General features: G+C 72.2%; 18 protein-coding genes. 9 read left to right on the top strand and 9 right to left on the bottom strand.

Features of this window, described 5'->3' with window-relative positions; translation table 11 throughout:
* Nucleotides 1-25 precede the first annotated feature (25 nt).
* Genes ACWDRB_RS22575 through ACWDRB_RS22560 form a run of 4 tightly spaced genes read left to right on the top strand, consistent with a single transcriptional unit; the run spans nucleotide 26 to nucleotide 4,621 of the window.
* Nucleotides 26-796 carry a hypothetical protein gene (locus ACWDRB_RS22575; RefSeq protein WP_350734717.1) on the top strand — a complete coding sequence of 257 codons (771 nt, stop codon included), beginning with the start codon at nucleotides 26-28 and terminating at the stop codon, nucleotides 794-796.
* Nucleotides 793-1,923, top strand: coding sequence for a hypothetical protein (locus ACWDRB_RS22570; RefSeq protein ID WP_355199011.1), 1,131 nt, complete (start codon nucleotides 793-795; stop codon nucleotides 1,921-1,923). Before ACWDRB_RS22575 ends, ACWDRB_RS22570 begins: the two co-directional genes overlap by 4 nt.
* Before the next feature lie 2 nt (nucleotides 1,924-1,925).
* Entirely contained in the window at nucleotides 1,926-3,347 is a 1,422-nt protein-coding gene (locus tag ACWDRB_RS22565) for a hypothetical protein (RefSeq protein WP_397368500.1), read from the top strand.
* Nucleotides 3,344-4,621: an AAA family ATPase gene (locus ACWDRB_RS22560; RefSeq protein WP_449896537.1), complete on the top strand. Its 1,278-nt coding sequence runs from the start codon at nucleotides 3,344-3,346 to the stop codon at nucleotides 4,619-4,621. The genes ACWDRB_RS22565 and ACWDRB_RS22560 overlap by 4 nt, the downstream gene beginning before the upstream one ends.
* Before the next feature lie 12 nt (nucleotides 4,622-4,633).
* Here the strand turns inward: ACWDRB_RS22560 and ACWDRB_RS22555 are convergent, their stop codons facing one another.
* Nucleotides 4,634-5,578, bottom strand: coding sequence for a GNAT family N-acetyltransferase (locus ACWDRB_RS22555; RefSeq protein ID WP_449896535.1), 945 nt, complete (start codon nucleotides 5,576-5,578; stop codon nucleotides 4,634-4,636).
* 82 nt (nucleotides 5,579-5,660) lie between these two features.
* Nucleotides 5,661-7,286, bottom strand: coding sequence for an MDR family MFS transporter (locus tag ACWDRB_RS22550; protein ID WP_449896533.1), 1,626 nt, complete (start codon nucleotides 7,284-7,286; stop codon nucleotides 5,661-5,663).
* A 50-nt stretch (nucleotides 7,287-7,336) separates the two neighbouring features.
* On the opposite strand from ACWDRB_RS22550, the gene ACWDRB_RS22545 reads away from it, so the two are divergent.
* Nucleotides 7,337-7,882, top strand: a complete 546-nt coding sequence (locus ACWDRB_RS22545) for a TetR/AcrR family transcriptional regulator (protein ID WP_449896531.1) — start codon at nucleotides 7,337-7,339, stop codon at nucleotides 7,880-7,882.
* Between the two features lie 93 nt (nucleotides 7,883-7,975).
* Nucleotides 7,976-8,407 carry an ATP-binding protein gene (locus ACWDRB_RS22540; RefSeq protein WP_449896529.1) on the top strand — a complete coding sequence of 144 codons (432 nt, stop codon included), beginning with the start codon at nucleotides 7,976-7,978 and terminating at the stop codon, nucleotides 8,405-8,407.
* An 18-nt stretch (nucleotides 8,408-8,425) separates the two neighbouring features.
* Here ACWDRB_RS22540 and ACWDRB_RS22535 read toward each other — a convergent pair whose 3' ends face one another.
* The 3 genes from ACWDRB_RS22535 to ACWDRB_RS22525 are packed head-to-tail and all read right to left on the bottom strand — an operon-like array spanning nucleotide 8,426 to nucleotide 11,042.
* Entirely contained in the window at nucleotides 8,426-8,785 is a 360-nt protein-coding gene (locus ACWDRB_RS22535) for a hypothetical protein (RefSeq protein ID WP_449896527.1), read from the bottom strand.
* A 58-nt stretch (nucleotides 8,786-8,843) separates the two neighbouring features.
* Nucleotides 8,844-9,806: a Ppx/GppA phosphatase family protein gene (locus ACWDRB_RS22530; protein ID WP_350734730.1), complete on the bottom strand. Its 963-nt coding sequence runs from the start codon at nucleotides 9,804-9,806 to the stop codon at nucleotides 8,844-8,846.
* 15 nt (nucleotides 9,807-9,821) lie between these two features.
* Entirely contained in the window at nucleotides 9,822-11,042 is a 1,221-nt protein-coding gene (locus ACWDRB_RS22525; RefSeq protein WP_449896524.1) for a cytochrome P450, read from the bottom strand.
* Nucleotides 11,043-11,196: 154 nt separating this feature from the next.
* Between ACWDRB_RS22525 and ACWDRB_RS22520 the strand changes: the two genes are divergently transcribed.
* The gene (locus ACWDRB_RS22520; protein WP_449896953.1) at nucleotides 11,197-12,012 is read left to right on the top strand and encodes a formylglycine-generating enzyme family protein; all 816 of its coding nucleotides are present in this window, start codon (nucleotides 11,197-11,199) and stop codon (nucleotides 12,010-12,012) included.
* Nucleotides 12,013-12,016: 4 nt separating this feature from the next.
* The gene (locus ACWDRB_RS22515; protein WP_350734736.1) at nucleotides 12,017-13,147 is read left to right on the top strand and encodes a UDP-N-acetylglucosamine--N-acetylmuramyl-(pentapeptide) pyrophosphoryl-undecaprenol N-acetylglucosamine transferase; all 1,131 of its coding nucleotides are present in this window, start codon (nucleotides 12,017-12,019) and stop codon (nucleotides 13,145-13,147) included.
* Nucleotides 13,148-13,324: 177 nt separating this feature from the next.
* Here the strand turns inward: ACWDRB_RS22515 and ACWDRB_RS22510 are convergent, their stop codons facing one another.
* From ACWDRB_RS22510 to ACWDRB_RS22495, 4 genes are all read right to left on the bottom strand, one after another.
* Nucleotides 13,325-14,209 carry a hypothetical protein gene (locus ACWDRB_RS22510; RefSeq protein ID WP_449896522.1) on the bottom strand — a complete coding sequence of 295 codons (885 nt, stop codon included), beginning with the start codon at nucleotides 14,207-14,209 and terminating at the stop codon, nucleotides 13,325-13,327.
* A 21-nt stretch (nucleotides 14,210-14,230) separates the two neighbouring features.
* Nucleotides 14,231-15,139, bottom strand: a complete 909-nt coding sequence (locus tag ACWDRB_RS22505) for a hypothetical protein (protein ID WP_350734739.1) — start codon at nucleotides 15,137-15,139, stop codon at nucleotides 14,231-14,233.
* Between the two features lie 23 nt (nucleotides 15,140-15,162).
* Entirely contained in the window at nucleotides 15,163-16,050 is an 888-nt protein-coding gene (locus ACWDRB_RS22500; RefSeq protein ID WP_397368392.1) for a hypothetical protein, read from the bottom strand.
* A gap of 186 nt (nucleotides 16,051-16,236) precedes the next feature.
* On the bottom strand, nucleotides 16,237-17,664 hold the full coding sequence (locus ACWDRB_RS22495) for a phospholipid carrier-dependent glycosyltransferase (RefSeq protein ID WP_449896519.1): 1,428 nt from the start codon (nucleotides 17,662-17,664) through the stop codon (nucleotides 16,237-16,239).
* A gap of 152 nt (nucleotides 17,665-17,816) precedes the next feature.
* Between ACWDRB_RS22495 and ACWDRB_RS22490 the strand changes: the two genes are divergently transcribed.
* A complete protein-coding gene (locus ACWDRB_RS22490) occupies nucleotides 17,817-18,473 on the top strand; it encodes a response regulator transcription factor (protein ID WP_350734744.1) in 657 nt (218 codons plus the stop codon).

Here is an 18,473-nt window from a genome sequence, read left to right as displayed (position 1 = left end):
CTGGGACTGTTGGTACGCTCGCGCCATGAGTGACCGGCTGGACGATCTCGAACGGCGGATCGACGAGCTCCGGGCGGGCGTGCGCAAGGCGATGCGGGTCAGGGACGGCGCCACGGCCCGCGCCCTGCGCGCCGAGCTGCGTACCGCGGAGCGCGAATGGGACGCCCTCGTGAGCGGCGAGCCGGCTCAGGCCAAGCCGGAGCCACCGCGCCTGGTGACCGTGCGCGAGCAGGTGAACCAGGGGCTGCGGCTGCTCGGCGCGGCCGCCCAGCCGCGGCTCGTCGTGGCCGTCAGCGACGTGTTCTTCGGCGGCACGATCCGCAGCGCCCAGCTCACCAGCCTGCGCAGGGACGAGGAGCGCTCGTTCCGGTCGTCGCCGCACGGGCGGCCGTACTACCTGTGCGCCGCGCTGACCGACCGCCTCTCCCCCGCCCGGGGGCTGCTCACGCTCAGCACCTGGCCGCTGGAGCGGCGGGTGGTCGGTCCGCTCAGCCCTCGCGTCGACTTCCTGACCTGCGCCATCGCGGTGGCCTCGCACGAGTCGGCCGACGGGCGGGCCGACCGGTTACTCCTGCGGATGGCCAGGAACATCCCCGGCGCCACTGACGGCACGCTGGGCCCGTCCGACCCGGATCGGGTGATCGAGGCGGCCCGCGCCGAGCTGCGCGTGCACGGCGACCGCGACACGCGGGATCGCGCCGAGCTGGCAGAACGCGCCGCGGCGCAGCTCGGTGACGCCGCCCGCCTGTTCGGCGCCGCTACGCTGAGCACGATCAAGAAGGAGAACGCGAAGTGAGCGGCTTGAAGCGCGAGGGCGAACACATCCAGCGGCTTGACGCGTTGCGCGGCACGACGCCGCCCCGCCCGCACGACGCCCGCGCCATCGCGGCCCTGGCCGCCAATCCCGGCTGCACCCGCCGGGCCCTGCTCGACGGCGCCGGCATCGACAAGGACGCCGCCGCCCGCCACCTCGGCTTCCCGGCGCCGTTCGGCCAGTCGCCGTTCGCGATCACGCGCGGCAACATGTTCGAGGCGCTGGTCAAGGCCGACGGGTGCGCGGAGCTGCTGCGGATGCTGCGCGAGCTGCTGCGCCTGCCGGTCGCCGAGGTCGCCTACCACGACGTCGAGAACGTCGGCGCCCACCTGCGCCACGCCCACACCCGCGCGCTGATCGACCGCGCGGCCCGCGACGGCCAGGACGCGGGCACGCTGTACGACCACCCGCTGCTCACCCTGGAGATCGCCGGCCACACCGCCTACCTGGAGCCCGACGTGGTGGCCTTCCAGCTCGGCGGCCGGTTCCACATCGTGGAGATCAAGTCGTTCGCGGTGATCGACGGTCAGGCCGACCCGGCGGCGGTGGCCGCGGCCGCGCGGCAGGCGGCGGTGTACGTGCTGGCGCTGCGCACGCTCCTGGAGGAGCTGGGCCACGACCCGGCGAAGGTCTCGCACGACGTGGTCCTGGTCTGCCCCGAGAACTTCGCCAACCGGCCCGTCGCGACCCTCGTCGACGTGCGCAAGCAGATGGCCGTGCTGCGCCGCCAGCTCACCCGGATGACCACGCTCGACCGGCTGCTCGAAGGGCTGCCCGACGACCTCACGTTCGACCTGCGGCCCGGCGAGGACGGGCGGCCCACCCGGCCCGTCGCCGAGCTGGGCGACGCGCTGCGCAGGGCGACCGCCCGCTACGCGCCCGACTGCATGTCCGCGTGCGACCTGTGCTTCTTCTGCCGCGACGAGGCCCGCCAGGAGGGCGCCTCCGACCTGCTCGGCCGGCAGGTGCGCGACGAGCTGGGCGGGGTGGCCTCGGTGGCGGAGGCGCTCGGGCTGGCCGACGGCGCCCACGACCCCGCCGAGGGCCAGGAGGAGATCGCCCGGCTGCTCCGCAACGCCGAACGCCTGCGCAGGGAGTGCCTCACGTGAGCATGCTGACCTCGCTCGCGCGGCTGCGGGCCCTGGAGGAGGGCATCGCGCAGCCCGTCGCGACCGTCAGGCACTGCCATCTGTCGGAGCGGCCGATGGTGTTCATCCCGCTCAAGCTCTCGGGCGAGGCCGCCGCGCCGCTGGCCGCCATGCTCGGCACCGACCGGGAACGGCCGCGCCTGCTCGTGGTGACCCAGCCGCGCAACCGCGACCTGCGCTTCGCCTGGGCCGCCGAGCTGGCCGGGGTGCTGCTGCCGTACGTCGAGGGCTTCATGGCCGACACCGAGACGGTGGAGCGCAAGAACGCCGACCCCTACGAGCGGGTGCTGGACGCGCCGCAGCTCATCGTGCCCAACCAGACCGGGGTGGCCTTCACCAGGCTGCTCGGCCGCTCCACGCGCTTCCGCCGGGCCGACGGGCCCTATCCGGTGCCCGAGGCGGTGCCGCTGCTGGGGCGGTGGCTGACGTACTTCGCGGAGCGGGCCGCGTACCCGGGCTCGTCGATGATGCTGGCCGCGACCGAGGAGCTGGGCCGGCACTGGGCGAGCGGGCAGAGCTCGCTGGAGGACGCCAACCTGGCCGCGCTGCTGGCCTGGATCACCAGGGGGCCGGACGACGAGGCCGAGGACCCGCTGATCTGGCCGCCCGCCGGGCCCGCGACCGATCCGGGGTTCGACGCGGAGGTGCTGTCGCCGGCGATGGACAGCGAGTCGCCCGAGCGCATCACCGAGGCGCTGCGCACCCAGCTCGAGCCCACGTGGCGGCTCATGTGGCAGGCCGTCGAGCTGCTGGCCGGGCTGGAGGAGGGTTCGAGCGCCGCGCAGCGGTGGGAGCAGGACCGCGGCTCGTTCAGCGGCATGGCGGTGCACATCGCCGAGGGCGCGCCGCCGCAGGCCAGGCGCGACGGGGCGGTGGCCGCCGCGGCCAAGCTGGCCCGCATGGAGCGGGCCCAGGCCGCGTACGACGTGCAGCGCGCCTATGACGACCCCCTGGTCATGGCCGAGTACCGGCTGACCGGGGAGGCGTTCGCGGGCGAGGTGATCGAGACCGTCCCCGACAACACCGAGGGCGAGGGCCGCTCCCGCAAGCTCCGCCCGCTGGTGGTGATCAAGACCGACGACCCGGTACGCCTGGCGCCCGGCACCTCGCTGGGCACCCCGCAGCGCCGCGGCCAGGGCGCCGAGCTCGTGGAGGCCGGCCAGGGCCTGGTCACCCTGAAGATCACCAAAGGCATGGGCCGGGGCAAGACGGCCGCGCCGGGAGCGGTGCCCGAGGTCGGCGAGCGGGTCTGCTACACCTCGCTGACCGACGACTTCCAGGGCTCCCCCCACCTGCCCGACTCCGAGGCCACGCCGTGGACGCACGGCGGGCCGCCACAGGAGTACGTGCCCGACGACGAGGACGCCCAGGAGGAGTGGTCGTGACCGACAGCCCGGAGCAGGTCATCAGGAACGTCCTCGCCGACCTGCCCCGGCACCGCGGCGTCGTGGTCGACTCGCCGCCCGGCGCGGGCAAGTCCACGCTGGTGGTGCGGGCGGCGGCGCACATCGCGGCGACCGGCGAGCCCCTGATGATCGTCGCCCAGACGAACGAGCAGGTCGACGACCTGGTGACGCGCATCTCCGAGAAGCACCCGCACCTGACGGTGGGACGGCTGTCGGCCGGTGGCTACGTGCCGCCGCTGCGGCTGCTGGAGCTGGCCGGCGTCCGGGTCGGCACCCGGATCCAGGATCTCGGCGACCCGGACATCGTCATCGCGACCGCCGACAAGTGGGCCTGGATCGGCGGCCGGGTGTGGCCGTGGGCGATCGTGGACGAGGCGTACCAGATGCGCTCGGACAAGCTGCTGCGGATCGCGGGGCTGTTCGAGCGGGCGCTGTTCGTGGGCGATCCGGGGCAGCTCGACCCGTTCTCGATCGTGGACGGGGACCGGTGGTCGGGGCTGTCGTGGGATCCGCTGCAGAGCGCGGTGTCGGTGCTGCTGCGCCACAATCCGGACATCCCGGTGCACCGGCTGCCGGTGTCGTGGCGCCTGCCGGCCTCGGCCGCGCCGGTGGTGTCGCAGGCGTTCTACCCGTTCACCGGGTTCCGGTCGGGGACGTCGCACGGCGATCGGCGGCTGGAGCTGGTGACCGGCGGCATGGGGACCGTGCACGACCGGGCGCTGGAGGAGGCCGCCCGGTCGGGGTGGGCGCTGCTGGAGCTGCCCAACCGGCACACCGTGCGTACCGACGGGGAGGCCGTGCAGGCGGTGGCCCTGCTGGCCGAGCGCCTGCTGCAGCGCGGCGCCGTGTCCTCCTCCGAGCAGGGCGAGCGGCCGGTGACGGCGGACCGCATCGCGGTCGGGGCCGCCCACCGCGACCAGGTGGCCGCCATCCGGGCGGCCGGGGTGCCGCCGGAGATCACCGTGGACACCGCGAACCGCCTGCAGGGGCGCGAGTACGACGTGACCGTCGTCCTGCACCCGCTGTCCGGCCGCCGCGACGCCACGGCCTTCCACCTGGAGTCGGGGAGGCTGTGCGTGCTGGCGTCGCGGCACCGGCACGCCTGCGTCGTGGTGGCCCGGGCGGGCATCGCCGAGCTCCTGGACGCCCATCCGTCGGCGGAGCCGGTGCAGCTGGGGGTGCCGGTCAAGTTCCCCGACGGCTGGGAGGCCAACCAGTCGATCCTCGACCACCTGTCCCGCCACCGCGTCTGAGAACGCCGGTCCTCAGACGCGGTGCTGCCAGACGTCGATGACCAGGACGGGGCGCATGCCCGCCGACTCGTAGAGCCCGAGCGCCGGGGTGGTGTTGTTGGAGTCGACGTGCAGGATCGTGCCCTTGCGGCCGCGCGCCGCGTCGGCGGCGAAGGCGTGGCGGAGCAGGAAGCGCCCCAGGCCCCGGCCGCGGAACTCCGGGACGACCGCGAGCGTGGCCACGTAGCCGCAGCCCTCGTCCGGGACGAACTGGTTGTTGGCGATCAGCACCCCCGCGGGGCGGCCGTCGAGGCGGGCCAGGGTGAGCTGGGCCCAGTCCGTCGTCGACTGTGCCTGCCGGCGCGAATACCACACGTCGTAGTCGACCGGCACGAACCCGAAGTGCTCGGCGAAGCCCTCCTGGTGCACCCGGTGCGCCGCGCGCCGCGCGTCGTCGCTCTCCCCCGTGTGCAGGGTCAGCCCGGCGGGCGGAGCGGGCGGCGCCACGGGCGTGTCGTGGTCGATGCGCATGCGGTGGAAGCTGGTGCCGGGCGAAAAGCCGCGTGCCTCGGCCGTGGCCCGCTTGGCGGTGTCGGCGCGGTAGATGCCGATGTGCAGGGTGGCGCCGTCGTGGCCGGCCTCGGCGGCCAGCTCACCGGCCCGTCCGATCACCAGGGGCCAGAGCCGGTCGTCCAGGCCCGCCCGCCCCAGATCAGGGCCGGGCCGTACGATCACCTCGACGTCCACCGTGTCGCTGTCGCCGACGCGGCACGCCCAGGCCCACCCGTCGAGCCGGCCGTCGCCGTCGCGGGCGAGCCAGCCGTCCGTGTCGCGGTCGAAGCCGGGCTCGGCCAGCTCGTCGGCGACGTCGTCGAGCGTCATGTCGGGAGAGCCGATCACCGCGGTGTCGTAGGCCGCGATCAGCTCATGGATGGCCGCGGCGTCTTCCACGCGCGGGCGGCCGAGGGTGTGGTGCATAGCGGGGATTGTCCACAAAACACGGGCCGCGCGCCTCCCATTTTCCACCGGCTTTGACCAGGAGGCGCGCTCGGCCGGGTGCTCAGCCCGCCGCGGGGCTGACGGCCTGCTCGTCCTTGGCGGGCGCCGGGGCGCCGCCGCGCAGCGGGATCTCCTTGACGAACGCGGCCAGCACGGGCACGACGACCGCGAACAGGATGGCCCACCAGAAGACGCCGGAGATGGAGGTCGCCAGCGACTCCAGCAGCCCTGTGCGCATCTGCGCGGGCATCTGGGCGACCGCGCCGGGGTCCATCCTGCCGCCGCTCTTGGCCACCCGCTCGGCCGCCTGCTCGCCGAAGCGGGAGGTCAGCTCCGACAGGAAGTGGTTGTTGAAGATCGCCCCGAACAGCGAGACGCCGAACGAGCCTCCGATCGACCTGAAGAACGTGGTGGCGCTGCTGGAGACGCCCAGGTCCTTCTGCTCGACGCTGTTCTGCGCGATGAGCATCGTGGTCTGCATGAGGAAGCCCATGCCGAGGCCGAGCACGGCGATGTAGACGCCGGTGACCCAGGAGGCCGTGTGGACGTCCATCGTGGACAGCAGCCACATGCCCACCGCCATGCCGATCCCGCCGAGCACCGGGTAGATCTTGTACTTGCCCGTGACGGTGATCGCCTTGCCCACGAACAGCGACACGACCATCGCGGCGCCCATCATCGGCAGCATCAGCAGGCCGGAGTTGGTGGCCGTGGAGCCCTGCACCATCTGCTGGAACAGCGGCAGGAAGTTGATCGCGCCGAACATGGCGAAGCCCAGCAGGAAGCCGATGATCGAGATCAGCGTGAAGTTGCGGTTGGCGAAGAGCTGCAGCGGCATGATCGGCTCCTCGACCTTCCGCTCGACCGCGACGAACAGCGCCAGCGTGACCACGGCGATCGCGACGAGGGAGAGGATCTGCCAGGAGCCCCAGGCGTACTCGTTGCCGCCCCAGGTCGTGATGAGCACCAGGGCGGTGATGCCGACGGACAGCAGGCCCGCGCCCGCCCAGTCGATGCGCACCTTGTTGCGCAGCTTCGGCAGGTGCAGCTGCGTCACGATCATGGCCAGCGCGATCGCGCCGATCGGCAGGTTGACGTAGAAGGCCCAGCGCCAGTCGATGTTGTCGGTGATGAAGCCGCCGACCAGCGGGCCCGCGATCATCGCCAGCGACATGACACCGGCCATGATGCCCTGGTACTCGCCGCGCTCGCGGGGCGGCACCAGGTCGCCGATGATCGCCATGACGTTCACGATGAGGCCGCCCGCGCCGAGCCCCTGGATCGCGCGGAACGCGATCAGCTCGGCCATGCCGCCGTCCGGCCCGCCGAGCAGCGACGAGCCCGCCATACCGCAGAGCGCGGAGCCGACCATGAAGATGACGATCGAGATGATGAAGATGGTCTTGCGACCGTACAGGTCGCCGATCTTGCCCCAGATCGGCGTCGAGACGGTCGTGCCCAGCACGTACGCCGTGACGACCCACGACAGATGCGTCAGACCGCCGAGCTCCCCGACGATGCGCGGCATGGCCGTGCCCACGATCATGTTGTCGAGCATCGCCAGGACCATGGCTAACATCAGTCCCGGCAGAACGACCATGACCTCACGGCGTCGTCCGACTGCCTCCGCCACCAGACACCCCCCATGTGCATTTTGGATCTTGCTTACTTGCCGCCCGGCAAGCATAGAATAAGGTAGATACTTACTTGCCGGCCGTCAAGTCGAAAAGGTGTGAAGTGCGGGAAGACACTCGGACCCGGATTCAGGAGATCGCGCTCCGGCTGTTCACCGAGCAGGGATACGAGGCGACGTCACTGCGGGAGATCGCCGAGGAGCTCGGAGTGACGAAGGCCGCCCTGTACTACCACTTCAAGACGAAGGACGACATCGTCACGAGCCTGGTCGGCAACCGGCTGGTCGAGCTCGAGGAGCTCCTGGAGTGGGCCCGGAGCCGGCCGAAGACGCCGGAGACGCGGCGCGAGCTGGTCGAGCGCTACGCCGCGGGGATCAGGCGGACCCAGCACATCGGGGTGGCCAGGTTCCTGGAGCGCAACCAGACCGCTCTGCGTGACCATCCGACGCTCACCAAGACCCGCGAGCTGATGATGGAGCTCGTGGCCGAGCTGAACGAGCCCGGCGCCACGCCCGTCGAGCGCGTCAGCCGGGCGACGGCGCTGTTCGCGATACACGCGGGGAAATGGATGATCGAGGAGGGCCGGCTGTCCGAGGACGAGGTCGACAAGGCCTCCCTGGAGGTCGCCATGCGCCTGCTGGAGCCATAGCTTCCGGACCCCGAACCTCTTACGGGACGATTGACGCACCGTAACGGGGGAAGGGGACTGAGCACGCATCCGGACGGAAGGAGGAGGCCCCGAATGGAGGCCACGATAGCGCTCCGACTGCCCAGGGATGCGGCGAGCGTCCCCCTGATAAGGAAGATGCTGGACGGCACGCTGCGTTCCCTCGGCGTCGATCCGCAGATCCGTGACGACATCGAACTCATGCTCACCGAGGCGTGTTCCAACGTGATCAGGCACGCGGAGCCAAGCGACGACTACACGGTCAGCGCGTCCGTGCTCGATGACCGGTGCATCATCAAGGTCATCGACAACGGAGAAGGCTTCGACCCGAACAAGATCATCAACCCCGAGCCGGGCTCCGAGCACGGGCGCGGACTGCTGATCATGCGCGCGCTCGCCGACGACATCCGGTTCGTCAACAGGCACGAGCACGGCGCGGTGGTCTGCCTGGAGAAGCGGCTGCGGTACGCGCCGGGGGCGGCCGGGCTCCACCTCATGGCCCTGTGAGCCGGCCCGCCCCATCCTTCAAAGGCGTGTGTGCCGATCCACCGGCCGATGCCCGCGCATCCGCGGACCGCGCGGGTGCCCGTGTCCCCCGGAGCGGGCGGCGCCGAGCAGGAAGCGGCGGCGCGTCCCTGACGTGCTCCCGCTCAGCTCCGCCCGCAATCGGGCGGGAACGGCGTCGCCGCTGCGTTTGAGCGTCAGCCTCGGCCCGCGCCGGGCCAGCCTGGCCAGCCGCCGCCACAGGCCGCGCCAGTCGGCCACCATCGAGCCGGCCAGGCACCCGAGGACGACCAGCGCGACCACGGAGATGGCCAGCACGGCAAGGACGATGAGCAGGAGCACGACGGCGAGGGAGCCGATCGTGCCGAGCACCTCCATCATTCGGCGGAGAATGCCCAGCACCCAGCGCTTTATGCCAATTTTTCGGGATAGATCGTCCTTACTCCAGCGCGCTGTCGCTGCGCAGGTCGAACCGCCCCGGCAGGATGTCGAGCCGGCGCAGTATCACGCCCTCGCGCAACGCCCACGGGCACACCTCCAGCCGGTCCACCTCGAACAGGTCCATGGCCGCGTCGGCGACCAGCGCCCCGGCCGCGAGCTGCGCCGCCCGCCCCTCGGACACGCCGGGCAGCTGCGCCCGCTCGGCGCCGCCCATGGTGGTCAGCTTGACCGCCCAGTCGGCCATGGCCTGCCTGGACAACGGGCGGGAGACGTACGGGCCATCGCTGGAGGGTGCCGCGCCGGCGATCCTGGCGAGCTGCTTGAACGTCTTGGAGGTGGCCACCGCGCGGTCGGCCTCGCCGTTCCTGACGACGTCACCGACCGTGCGGGCGATCTCGGTACGTACGTGCTTGCGCAGCTTGCGCACCTCCTCGGCGGACGGCGGGTCGGCGGTGAACCAGTCACGCGTCAGCCGCCCGGCGCCCAGCGGCAGCGAGACCGCCACGTCAGGCTCCTCGTCCACACCGGAGGCGATCTCCAGCGAGCCGCCGCCGATGTCGAAGACCAGCAACCGCCCCGACGACCACCCGTACCACCGCCGCACCGCCAGGAACGTCAGCCTGGCCTCGTCACGCCCGGACAGCACCTCGATGTGCACACCGCTGCGCTCCTCGACCTGTGCCAGGACCTCCACGCCGTTGGCCGCCTCGCGCACGGCCGAGGTGGCGAAGGCCAGCAGGTCCTCGACCCCCTTGTCCTCCGCCAGGTGCACGGCCTCCTCGACGAAGGCGCCGAGCCGCTCGACGCCCTCGTCAACGAGCCGGTTGTCCTCCCCCAGATATTCCGTGAGGCGGAGCCCCTCCTTGTGGGAGTAGGCGGGCATGGGCCGGGCGCCCCTGTGGGCGTCGACGACCAGTAAATGGACAGTGTTCGAGCCGATGTCCAGCACGCCGAGTCGCATGGGAAAACGCTACCGTTATGCGGCTTTTACAGCGAAGTTGAGTCGGAAGTGGTTGAGCATGGCCGGCAGCGCCCCCTCCAAGCGTACGGACGGTCTGACTGAGCGCTCGCGCAGGACGGCGTCCAGGAGGGCCGCGGCGGTGAACAGCACGAGGTCCTCCCCCGCGCAGCTCGCGAACCCGGCGCTGAACGGCACGCCCGCCCACTCGCCACTGCCGTCGCGCCACAGCTCGGGGCGGTAGGAGTCGCCGGGCTCGGCCCTGTTCACGTACGGGCTGTAGATCGCCGCGGTGGTGCCCTCGGGGACGTCCCATTCGGTCGGGCCGACGGCCTCGCGCACGATGGTGACCGTGATGGGCCAGAGCCGCACGGACTCCAGCACGGTGGCCCTCAGGTCGGCGGACCCCTGATGGGCGGGCTCCTGGTGGGCGGCCAGCGCGAGCGCCCGGTAGGCCGCGGCGGCGGCCCCGTCGAAGGCGAACAGCCAGTGCGGCACCTGCCCCTCGGGGTGCACGTCGGCCGCGGCGTGCGCACGGGCCAGCTCGGCCGCCAGGCTGCCCGGCTCGGCCCGGGCCAGGTGCCCGGCCAGCCGGCGCCGGAAGGCGTTGAACACGTCGGTGCGGAGCCCGCGCAGATCCGACCAGTTGGCGTCGGCGCGCAGCCGGTCGAGCTGCCGGGTGAGGATCACGTCGTCCCGCGCCCCGTCGCCGAGCACGATGCGCCGCACGATCCGCCAGTGCGTGGCGTGGAAACGCGGCCAGGTCAGCAGCCCGTGGCGGGGCAGCGTGGCGGCCTCCTCCTCGATGACCCGGGCGAAGGGGGCGAAACCGGAGCAGAGCACCTGGTCGTTCAGGGCGCGCCGGCGCTCGCGCAGGCCGGGGTCGCGGGTGATCAGCAGGCCGTCGGGCTGGAAGTGGCCGAGCGCGCCGCGTTTCGCCCTGGTCGCCGGGGTGAAGTCCCGGTCGTCGAGCACCGCGCGCACGTCGCGCGCGGCCAGCGGCAGCATCACCCAGCCGCGTCCGGGCACCCGTACGAGCAGCGGGCCCTCGCCGTGCTCGGCGCGCAGCCGGGCGAGCAGCCGGATCGCCCGGCCGTCGGCGTCGGCGAGCTCCGCCAGCCGCACCGCGTACGGGCGGCGCGCGACGAGGCCCTGCGCGATCGACGGCAGCGCCACCGCGGCGGCCAGGGCCAGGGTCTCTTCGGCCGTGACCCGGGGCAGCCGTGTGATCGTGGACATGTTCCAGGGACTACCCTTCCTTGGTGTCGTGGACACGTTTGGGGGACTTTTGAGCACTTGCTGTGGGCCGGGCAGAGACGACGCAGCCGCGCAACCGTACGCGGAGCCCTACGCGCAGCCGGTGATCGCCGTGCGGCGGGAGGCGCCGCGCGGGATGGTGCGCGTGCCCGGCGGAACGTTCCTCATGGGCGGCGACGACCCCGACGGGCGGCCCGAGGACGGCGAGGGGCCGGTGCGCGAGGTGCGGCTGGACCCGTTCATGATCGATCCGACGTGCGTGACGAACGCGCAGTTCGCCACGTTCGTGAAGGAGACCGGCTACGTCACGGAGGCCGAGCGGATCGGCTGGTCGTTCGTGTTCGCCCAGTTCGCCATGGGCGGGGTGATGGACGCCAGTGTGCCCGGCGCGCCCTGGTGGGCGGGCGTCGAGGGCGCCTCGTGGCGCTCGCCGGAGGGCCCGGGGTCGTCGGCCGGCGATCGGCAGAACCACCCCGTCGTGCACGTGTCCTGGAACGACGCGACCGCGTACGCCACGTGGGCGGGCAAGCGGCTGCCCACGGAGGCGGAGTGGGAGATGGCCGCCCGCGGCGGCCTGGAGCGCAAGCGCTACCCGTGGGGCGACGAACTGGCTCCCAAGGGGCGGCAGCGGTGCAACATCTGGCAGGGCCGCTTCCCGGTGGCGCCGAGCAAGGGGACGGTGCCGGTCAAGTCGTTCCAACCCAACGGGTACGGCCTCTACAACGTCTCCGGCAACGTCTGGGAGTGGACGGCCGACTGGTGGGGTACGGCCTGGGAGGCGTTCGCCGACAACCCGGCCGGTCCCGCGCAGGGCGCGGCGAAGGTGATCCGCGGCGGCTCGTACATGTGCCACGACTCCTACTGCAACCGCTACCGCGTGGCCGCCCGCACCTCCAACACGCCTGACTCCTCCACCGGGCACACGGGTTTCCGCTGTGCGGCCCTAGTCTGATCGCATGTCACGAACCCTGCGACTGTTGATCACCGGCGGCGGCACCGGTGGTCACACCTATCCGGCTCTGACCACCCTGTCGGCCGTCCAGCGGCGTCAGGTGCCCCACGACGTGCTCTGGGTGGGCACGGCCAACGGCCTGGAGGCCCGGATCACGTCCGAGCACGGCATCCCGTTCAAGGCGATCACCACGGGCAAGCTGCGCCGCCGTCCGAACCTCAAGGAGCTGGGCACCAACATCGCCGACGTCTTCCGCATCCCGATCGGGGTGCTGCAGGCGGTGGGGCACGCGGCCCGCTACCTGCCGGACGTGGTGTTGTCGACCGGGGGCTACGTGGCGGTGCCCATCGGGGTCGCGGCCAAGCTGATCCGCCGGCCGCTGGTGATGCACGAGCAGACGACCGTCGTGGGGCTGGCCAACCGCATCCTGGCCAGACTGGCGACCAGGATCGCGCTGTCGCACGAGTCGTCGCTGGACTATTTGCCCGCCTCCGCCCGCTCGAGGGCCGTGGTGACCGGAAACCCGATCAGGCCCGAGCTGCTGCAGGGCAACCGGGCGGCGGCGTACGACCTGTTCGGGCTGACGTTCGAGGTGCCGCTGATCTACGTGACGGGCGGCGCGCAGGGCAGCAAGCAGGTCAACACCCTGATCGCGGAGATCCTGCCGCGGCTGCTGCCGCACGCGCAGGTCGTGCACCAGTGCGGGCCGGCGTGGATCGACCAGATGCGGGCCGTGGCGCTGCCCGTGGACCTGGCCGATCGCTACCATCCGGTGCCGTACGTGGGCGGGGAGCTGGCCGACCTGTTCGCCGCCGCCGACGTGGTGATCTCCCGCAGCGGGGCGGGGACGGTGTCGGAGCTGACCGCCATCGGCAAGCCCTCCGTGCTGGTGCCCCTGATCCCCACCGGGGGTGACGAGCAGCGCAAGAACGCCGCGTACCTGGTGTCGGCGGGGGCGGCCCGGGCCCTGCTGGAGCCGCATCCGACGGCTGAGCAGCTGCTGGCCGAGCTGATGCCGTTGCTGGCCGACCCGGGGCTGCGCCATTCGATGGGGCAGGCGTCGGCCAAGCTCGGCCGCGTGGACGCCGCCGACGCCTTGTGCGACCTCCTCCTGGAAACCGCCCGGCCCACCTGACCAGGCGCCCCCTCGTCCGAAGTGCGGACCGTACTCCGGCTGAGGTCCCTTCGAGCGGGGTGGTGCTGCCCCGGAGGTCGGCGCGCGGGGCCGCGCCTCCTGCGGCCCCGAGGACACCGGCCGGGGTACGGCGCGTCGGGGCCGGAGGGACGGCCGCGTCACCGGGCGGCGGAGGGGTCAGGGGTCGAGGTAGCGGAAGGCTTCGTGGGCGGAGGTGACGCTTCGCCGCAGCGCCTGCTCCAGCCGGTCCGCGTCCTGCGCCAGCCGCTCCAGCTCCGGCACCGCGAACCCGTCGGCCCCCGTCTCGGCCACCAGTTCCTCGTACTGGTGCAGCCGCCCCCGCAGCTCCTCGATCTGGTGGTGGGCCTGGTACGCGCGCTCGGCGTCCGCGACGTTGGACGCGTAACGTTCCAGCGCCTCGACGCGGGCCAGCACGGCCGCCTCGCTGCTGTCGAGGGCCCGCGCGAGGGGTTCGGCCACGGCCTCCACCTCGGGGGTGAGCCCCTTGGACACGGTCTCCCTGTGCTTGGTGCGCAGCGCGGACAGCTTGGCCAGCAGGCGGGCGATCTCCCACTCCTGGGCGGGCAGCATCACCGCGTTGCTCACGTCGTCGAGCAGGCCCTCGGCGTTGACCCGGGACTCGGTCACGACGGCGATGGCGCGCTGGGCGCGGGCGAGCAGGCGGGCGGAGGCCTCGTCGAGGTCCTCGGTGAGCACGTAGCGGCCCTCGTACCAGCGCAGCTGCTCGTAGACCTCCCGCTCGTACTCCTCCTCGTCGTCGTCGGGCAGGTCGTTGCGGATGAACAGCACGATCATCATGGGGATGCCCAGCAGGACGAGCATCAGCAGGCCGAGGCCCCGGCCGACCAGCCCGCTGACGGCCATCATCCCGAAGAGCGCCACCGATCCGAACGCCGCGACTATCCGGTACTGCGCGCTCGACAGGGCCCGCCTCGACTCGGGGGCCCAGCCCTGGCGCATCTTGAGCAGCACCAGCCGGCTCTCCCTGAGCAGCTGCGCGTCATCCGGCGGCACCTCGGGGTCTACCACCACATCCGCCACGAAATCGGATCCTAAGGGAATTCACCCCCTCAGGTGGCGAAAAGCTTCGTGCGCGGAGCTGACGCTGTCACGAAGCGCTTGTTCAAGGCGGTCGGCGTCGTCGGACAACCGGCTCAGCTCCGGTACGGACGACCCGTCGGCGCCCGACTCGGCGAGGAGTTCCTCGTAGCGGGGCAGCTTGGCGCTGAGGCGTTCGATCTGGTGCCGGGCGCGGTAGGCGCGCTCGGCGTCGCCGACGTGGCCGGCGTAACGTTCCAGCGCCTCGACGCGGGCGATCACGGCCTGCTGGCTGCTGTCGAGCGCCTGGGCGAGGGGTTCGGCGACGGCGGCCACCTCGGGGGTGAGGCCTTCGGAGACGACCTCCTCGTGCTCGGCCCGCAGCTCCGACAGCTTGGCCAGCAGGCGGGCGATCTCCCACTCCTGGGCGGGCAGCATCACCGCGTTGCGCACGTCGTCCAGGAGGCCCTCGGCGTGGACGCTGGAGCCCATGACCTGGTCGATGGCGGTCTGGGCGCGGATCATGAGGGCCTTGGCGGGCTCGTCGAGCTGTTCGCGTACGACGTAACGGCCCTCGTGCCTGCGGGAGCTGTCGTAGACGGCCAGCTCCAGCGCGTGCGCGCGCTCCACCTCGGCGTCGGGCCTGGGCCTGAGCAGGACGCTGACGACGAGCAGGGCGGCGCCGGTCATGATCACGGCGAAGGGGGTGTAGCGTCCGGCGACGAAGAGGGCCAGGCCGTAGACGGCCGCGACGGCGGCGGTCCCGGTGGCGGCCAGCCTGGTCACGACGCCGACCAGCGGGCGATGGCGCTTGTGCGCGGGCACCCAGCCGGCGTGGATGCGTACGAGGAGCTTGCGGTTGTCACGTAAGAGGGCCGCGACGTCGTCGGCCACCGCCGGATCGACTATCACCTTCGCATGACGTCCGGGCACGTTGTCGATCCTATGTCCGGGCGTCATCCTTCGAGATAGCGGAACGCCTCGTGGGCGGACCGGACGCTGCGTCGTAAGGTGCGTTCGAGCACGTCGGCGTCCTCGGTCAGGCGCTCGATCTCGGGCACGGCGAGCTTGTCCGCGCCCGACTCCGCCAGCAGTTCCTCGTAGCGCGGCAGCCGGGCGCGCAGCTCCTCGATCTGGCCGCGGGCGTGGTAGGCGCGCTCGGCCTCGGCCACGTGGCCGGCGTAACGTTCCAGCGCCTCCACGCGGGCGACGACGGCGGCCTCGCTGTTGACCAGGGCCCGTTCGAGCGGCTCGATCACCGCGGCCACCTCCGGCGCGATGCCCCTGGCCAGCAGCTCCCGGTGTTCCAGGCGCAGCGCCGACAGCTTGGCGAGCAGGCGGGCGATCTCCCACTCCTGGGCGGGCAGCATCACGGCGTTGCGGGCGTCGTCGAGCAGTCCTTCGGCGTTGACGTGGGAGCGCAGCACCGACCCGATGGCCCGCTGCGCCCTGACCAGGACGGCTCGCGCCTCCGGGTCGAAGTCCTCGAGCAGCAGGTAGCGGCCGTCGTACCAGCGGGCCTGCTCGTACACGGCGCGCTCCTGCGGCCGGTCGTCCTCGGGCACCTCGCTCATGGAGGCGATCTTGACCAGGACGATGAAGACGTACGTGCCGAGCAGCACGAACCCGGCCGGCGCGAACGGCGAGGCGAGCAGGAGGCCCATGAGCGCGACCACGAAGGGGGTCGCGGCCAGGAGCATGGCGCTGGACGGGCTCTTGCGGCTGGACGGGGGCGTCTCGGCGGGCGGCACCCATCCGGCTCTGATCCTGGACAGCAGCGGGGCGTTGGCACGCAGCAGTCCGGCTACTTCCGGAGGCACTCCGGGATCGACGACCACACCCACGCTCTGTCCTGGCACCCTGGCGCCCCCAACGCTCGTGATGTACGGATATTACGTAACATTCCGGTGGAGTGTCAGCCTCAAAAGGGTCAGCCGGGGGAATCGGCGGGGGCGATCCCGGGGCGCGTCCATGGCCGGCCGGGGCCATGAGGGCGCCTCGACCAGCGGCGCGGCGGGCCGCCGGGCCCTTCAGGACGCGCGAGACCCGTTCGCCGATGCTCTCGGACGCGCAACATGATCGTAGCCACGGGGGTAACCACCCGCCCGGCGCGGCGCCGGCCGCCGCACGGCCAGGGCGGCGGCCACGCAGGCGACGGGGATGGCGGGCAGGACATAGCGGTGGTCGAAGTCGAGCGCGGCCACCGGCGCCACGAGCAGGAACACCGCGAACGACCACGGGAGCAGCGCCGTGCGCGGGCGCAGCACGGCGCCGGCCCCGCCGGCCAGCAGCAGGACGCCGAACAGCGTGCCGTGCAGGAACCACGGGTACGGGTAGGCGGCCAGGATCGAGGCGAACGGCTCGACGGACCGCATGCCCCGGATGTCCGGGTCGTACTCCTTTCTGACCTGGTCCACGAGGGGCTGGCCGGACGGCAGCGGCCAGGAGCCCCGCTGGAAGGCCGTGGTCGGGCTCATGCGCTTCGGGTGGGCGACGGGCTCCCACGTGAAGGCGAGCGAGGTGTCCCGGACGACCTCGCGCAGGTAGTCCAGGGGCTGCGCGGCAATGGCCCGGAGCGCGAACGCCCTGGCCAGGTCGTTGTGGGTGAACCGGTCGCCGGGCAGGCGGTTGAGCGAGGCCCGCGGGTCCCAGACGTACTCGGAGGCGGCGTCCAGGACGGTGCCGTTCGGGCAGAGCGCGGCCTGGTCCGCGGGCGGCCTGATGATCGAGCAGTCGGCGAAGGTCATGGTGCGGGCCCACAGGGCGACGCCGTCCGAGCCGCTCAGCGCGAACCTGCCGTGGTGCTGGGCGTACCAGCCGGCGTAGGCGGCCAGCGGCAGCGCCCCCGCCACCACCAGGGCGAGGGTCGCACGCCACCGTGCCTGCCACGCGGTCCGCCGCAGCAGGAGGTAGAGGGCGGCCAGGCCGAGCAGCGGCACGGTGGCGGTACGGGTCAGACCGGCCAGCGCGAGGAGCACCCCGGCCACCGCCGCCGCCCGAGTGGACACCTCCCCGCGCCACATGAGCACCAGCAGCGCGGCCACGATGAGGAAGATCACCTGCGTGTCCGACAGCACGGCGTGCTCCAGGCGCACGAACGCCGGGTCGAACAGCACCGGCACCGCCGCCAGCACCGCTCCCCAGGCGGGCAGCGACCGGCGGCGCAGCAGCAGGTAGATCATCACCCCGACGGCCAGCCCCATCGCGTGCTGCACCCCCGCGACGAGCTCCACGCTCTGGAAGGGCCGCAGCGCCCACAGGAACCAGGAGTAGCCCGCCGGGTGGAACGCGCCCTGCGGCCGCAGGCGCACGGCCGTGTCCAGGTAGGTGAACGAGTCGTACCAATAGAGCCGCGCCGTGTCGTACCCCAGCATGACCAGCACGCGCAGCGCGGCGGCGAGCGCGAGCACGCACCCGAACAACCCGTGGTCACGTGGCCCCGCGAGCGTGGGCGCCATGGTCTTCTCCCCCGAGACCGCCAGGCGGATCCCGGCTTCAGGGGGGCCAGTCCAGCGCGCCGCCTATAACCTGAACGTCACCGAATCTGGTTATGCGCGCGTTATGCCGGCCAGAGCAGACTGGCGGGCATTTAACATCTTTTGGGGGCAAGGTGCGCGTTTTGGTCGCTGAGGATGAGCGGATGCTCGCCGACTCGATCGCCGAGGGGTTACGCGGAGAGGCACTGGCCGTCGACGTCGCCTACGACGGGGACGCGGCGCTCGAACGGCTCGGCGTGCACGACTACGACGTGCTGATCCTCGACCGCGACCTGCCGCAGGTGCACGGGGACGAGGTGTGCAAGGCCGTGGTCGAGCGCGGCTGGCTGGTGCGGGTGCTCATGCTGACCGCCGCGAGTGACGTGCGTTCCCGGGTGGTGGGGTTGTCGCTGGGGGCCGACGACTACCTGCCCAAGCCGTTCGCGTTCGAGGAGCTGGTGGCGCGGGTGCACGCGCTCGGGCGGCGGGCCAGGAGGGCCGACCCGCCCATGCTGGAGCGGGCCGGAGTGCGGCTGGACTGGGCGCACCGGCAGGTGTTCAGGGAGGGCCGGTACGTGCCGCTGGCCCGCAAGGAGTTCGGCGTGCTGGCCGAGCTGCTGCGGGCCCAGGGAGCGGTGGTCTCGGCGGAGACGTTGCTGGAGAAGGTGTGGGACGAGCACATCGACCCGTTCACGAACACGGTCCGCACCACGATGATGAAGCTGCGCAAGAAGCTCGGCGAGCCGCAGGTCATCGAGACCGTGCCGGGATCGGGGTATCGCATCCCATGA

It is taken from the genome of Nonomuraea sp. NPDC003707 (assembly GCF_053587055.1).
The sequence above is the reverse complement of the archived record's forward strand: the minus strand, read 5'-3'. Positions and strand labels throughout refer to the sequence as shown.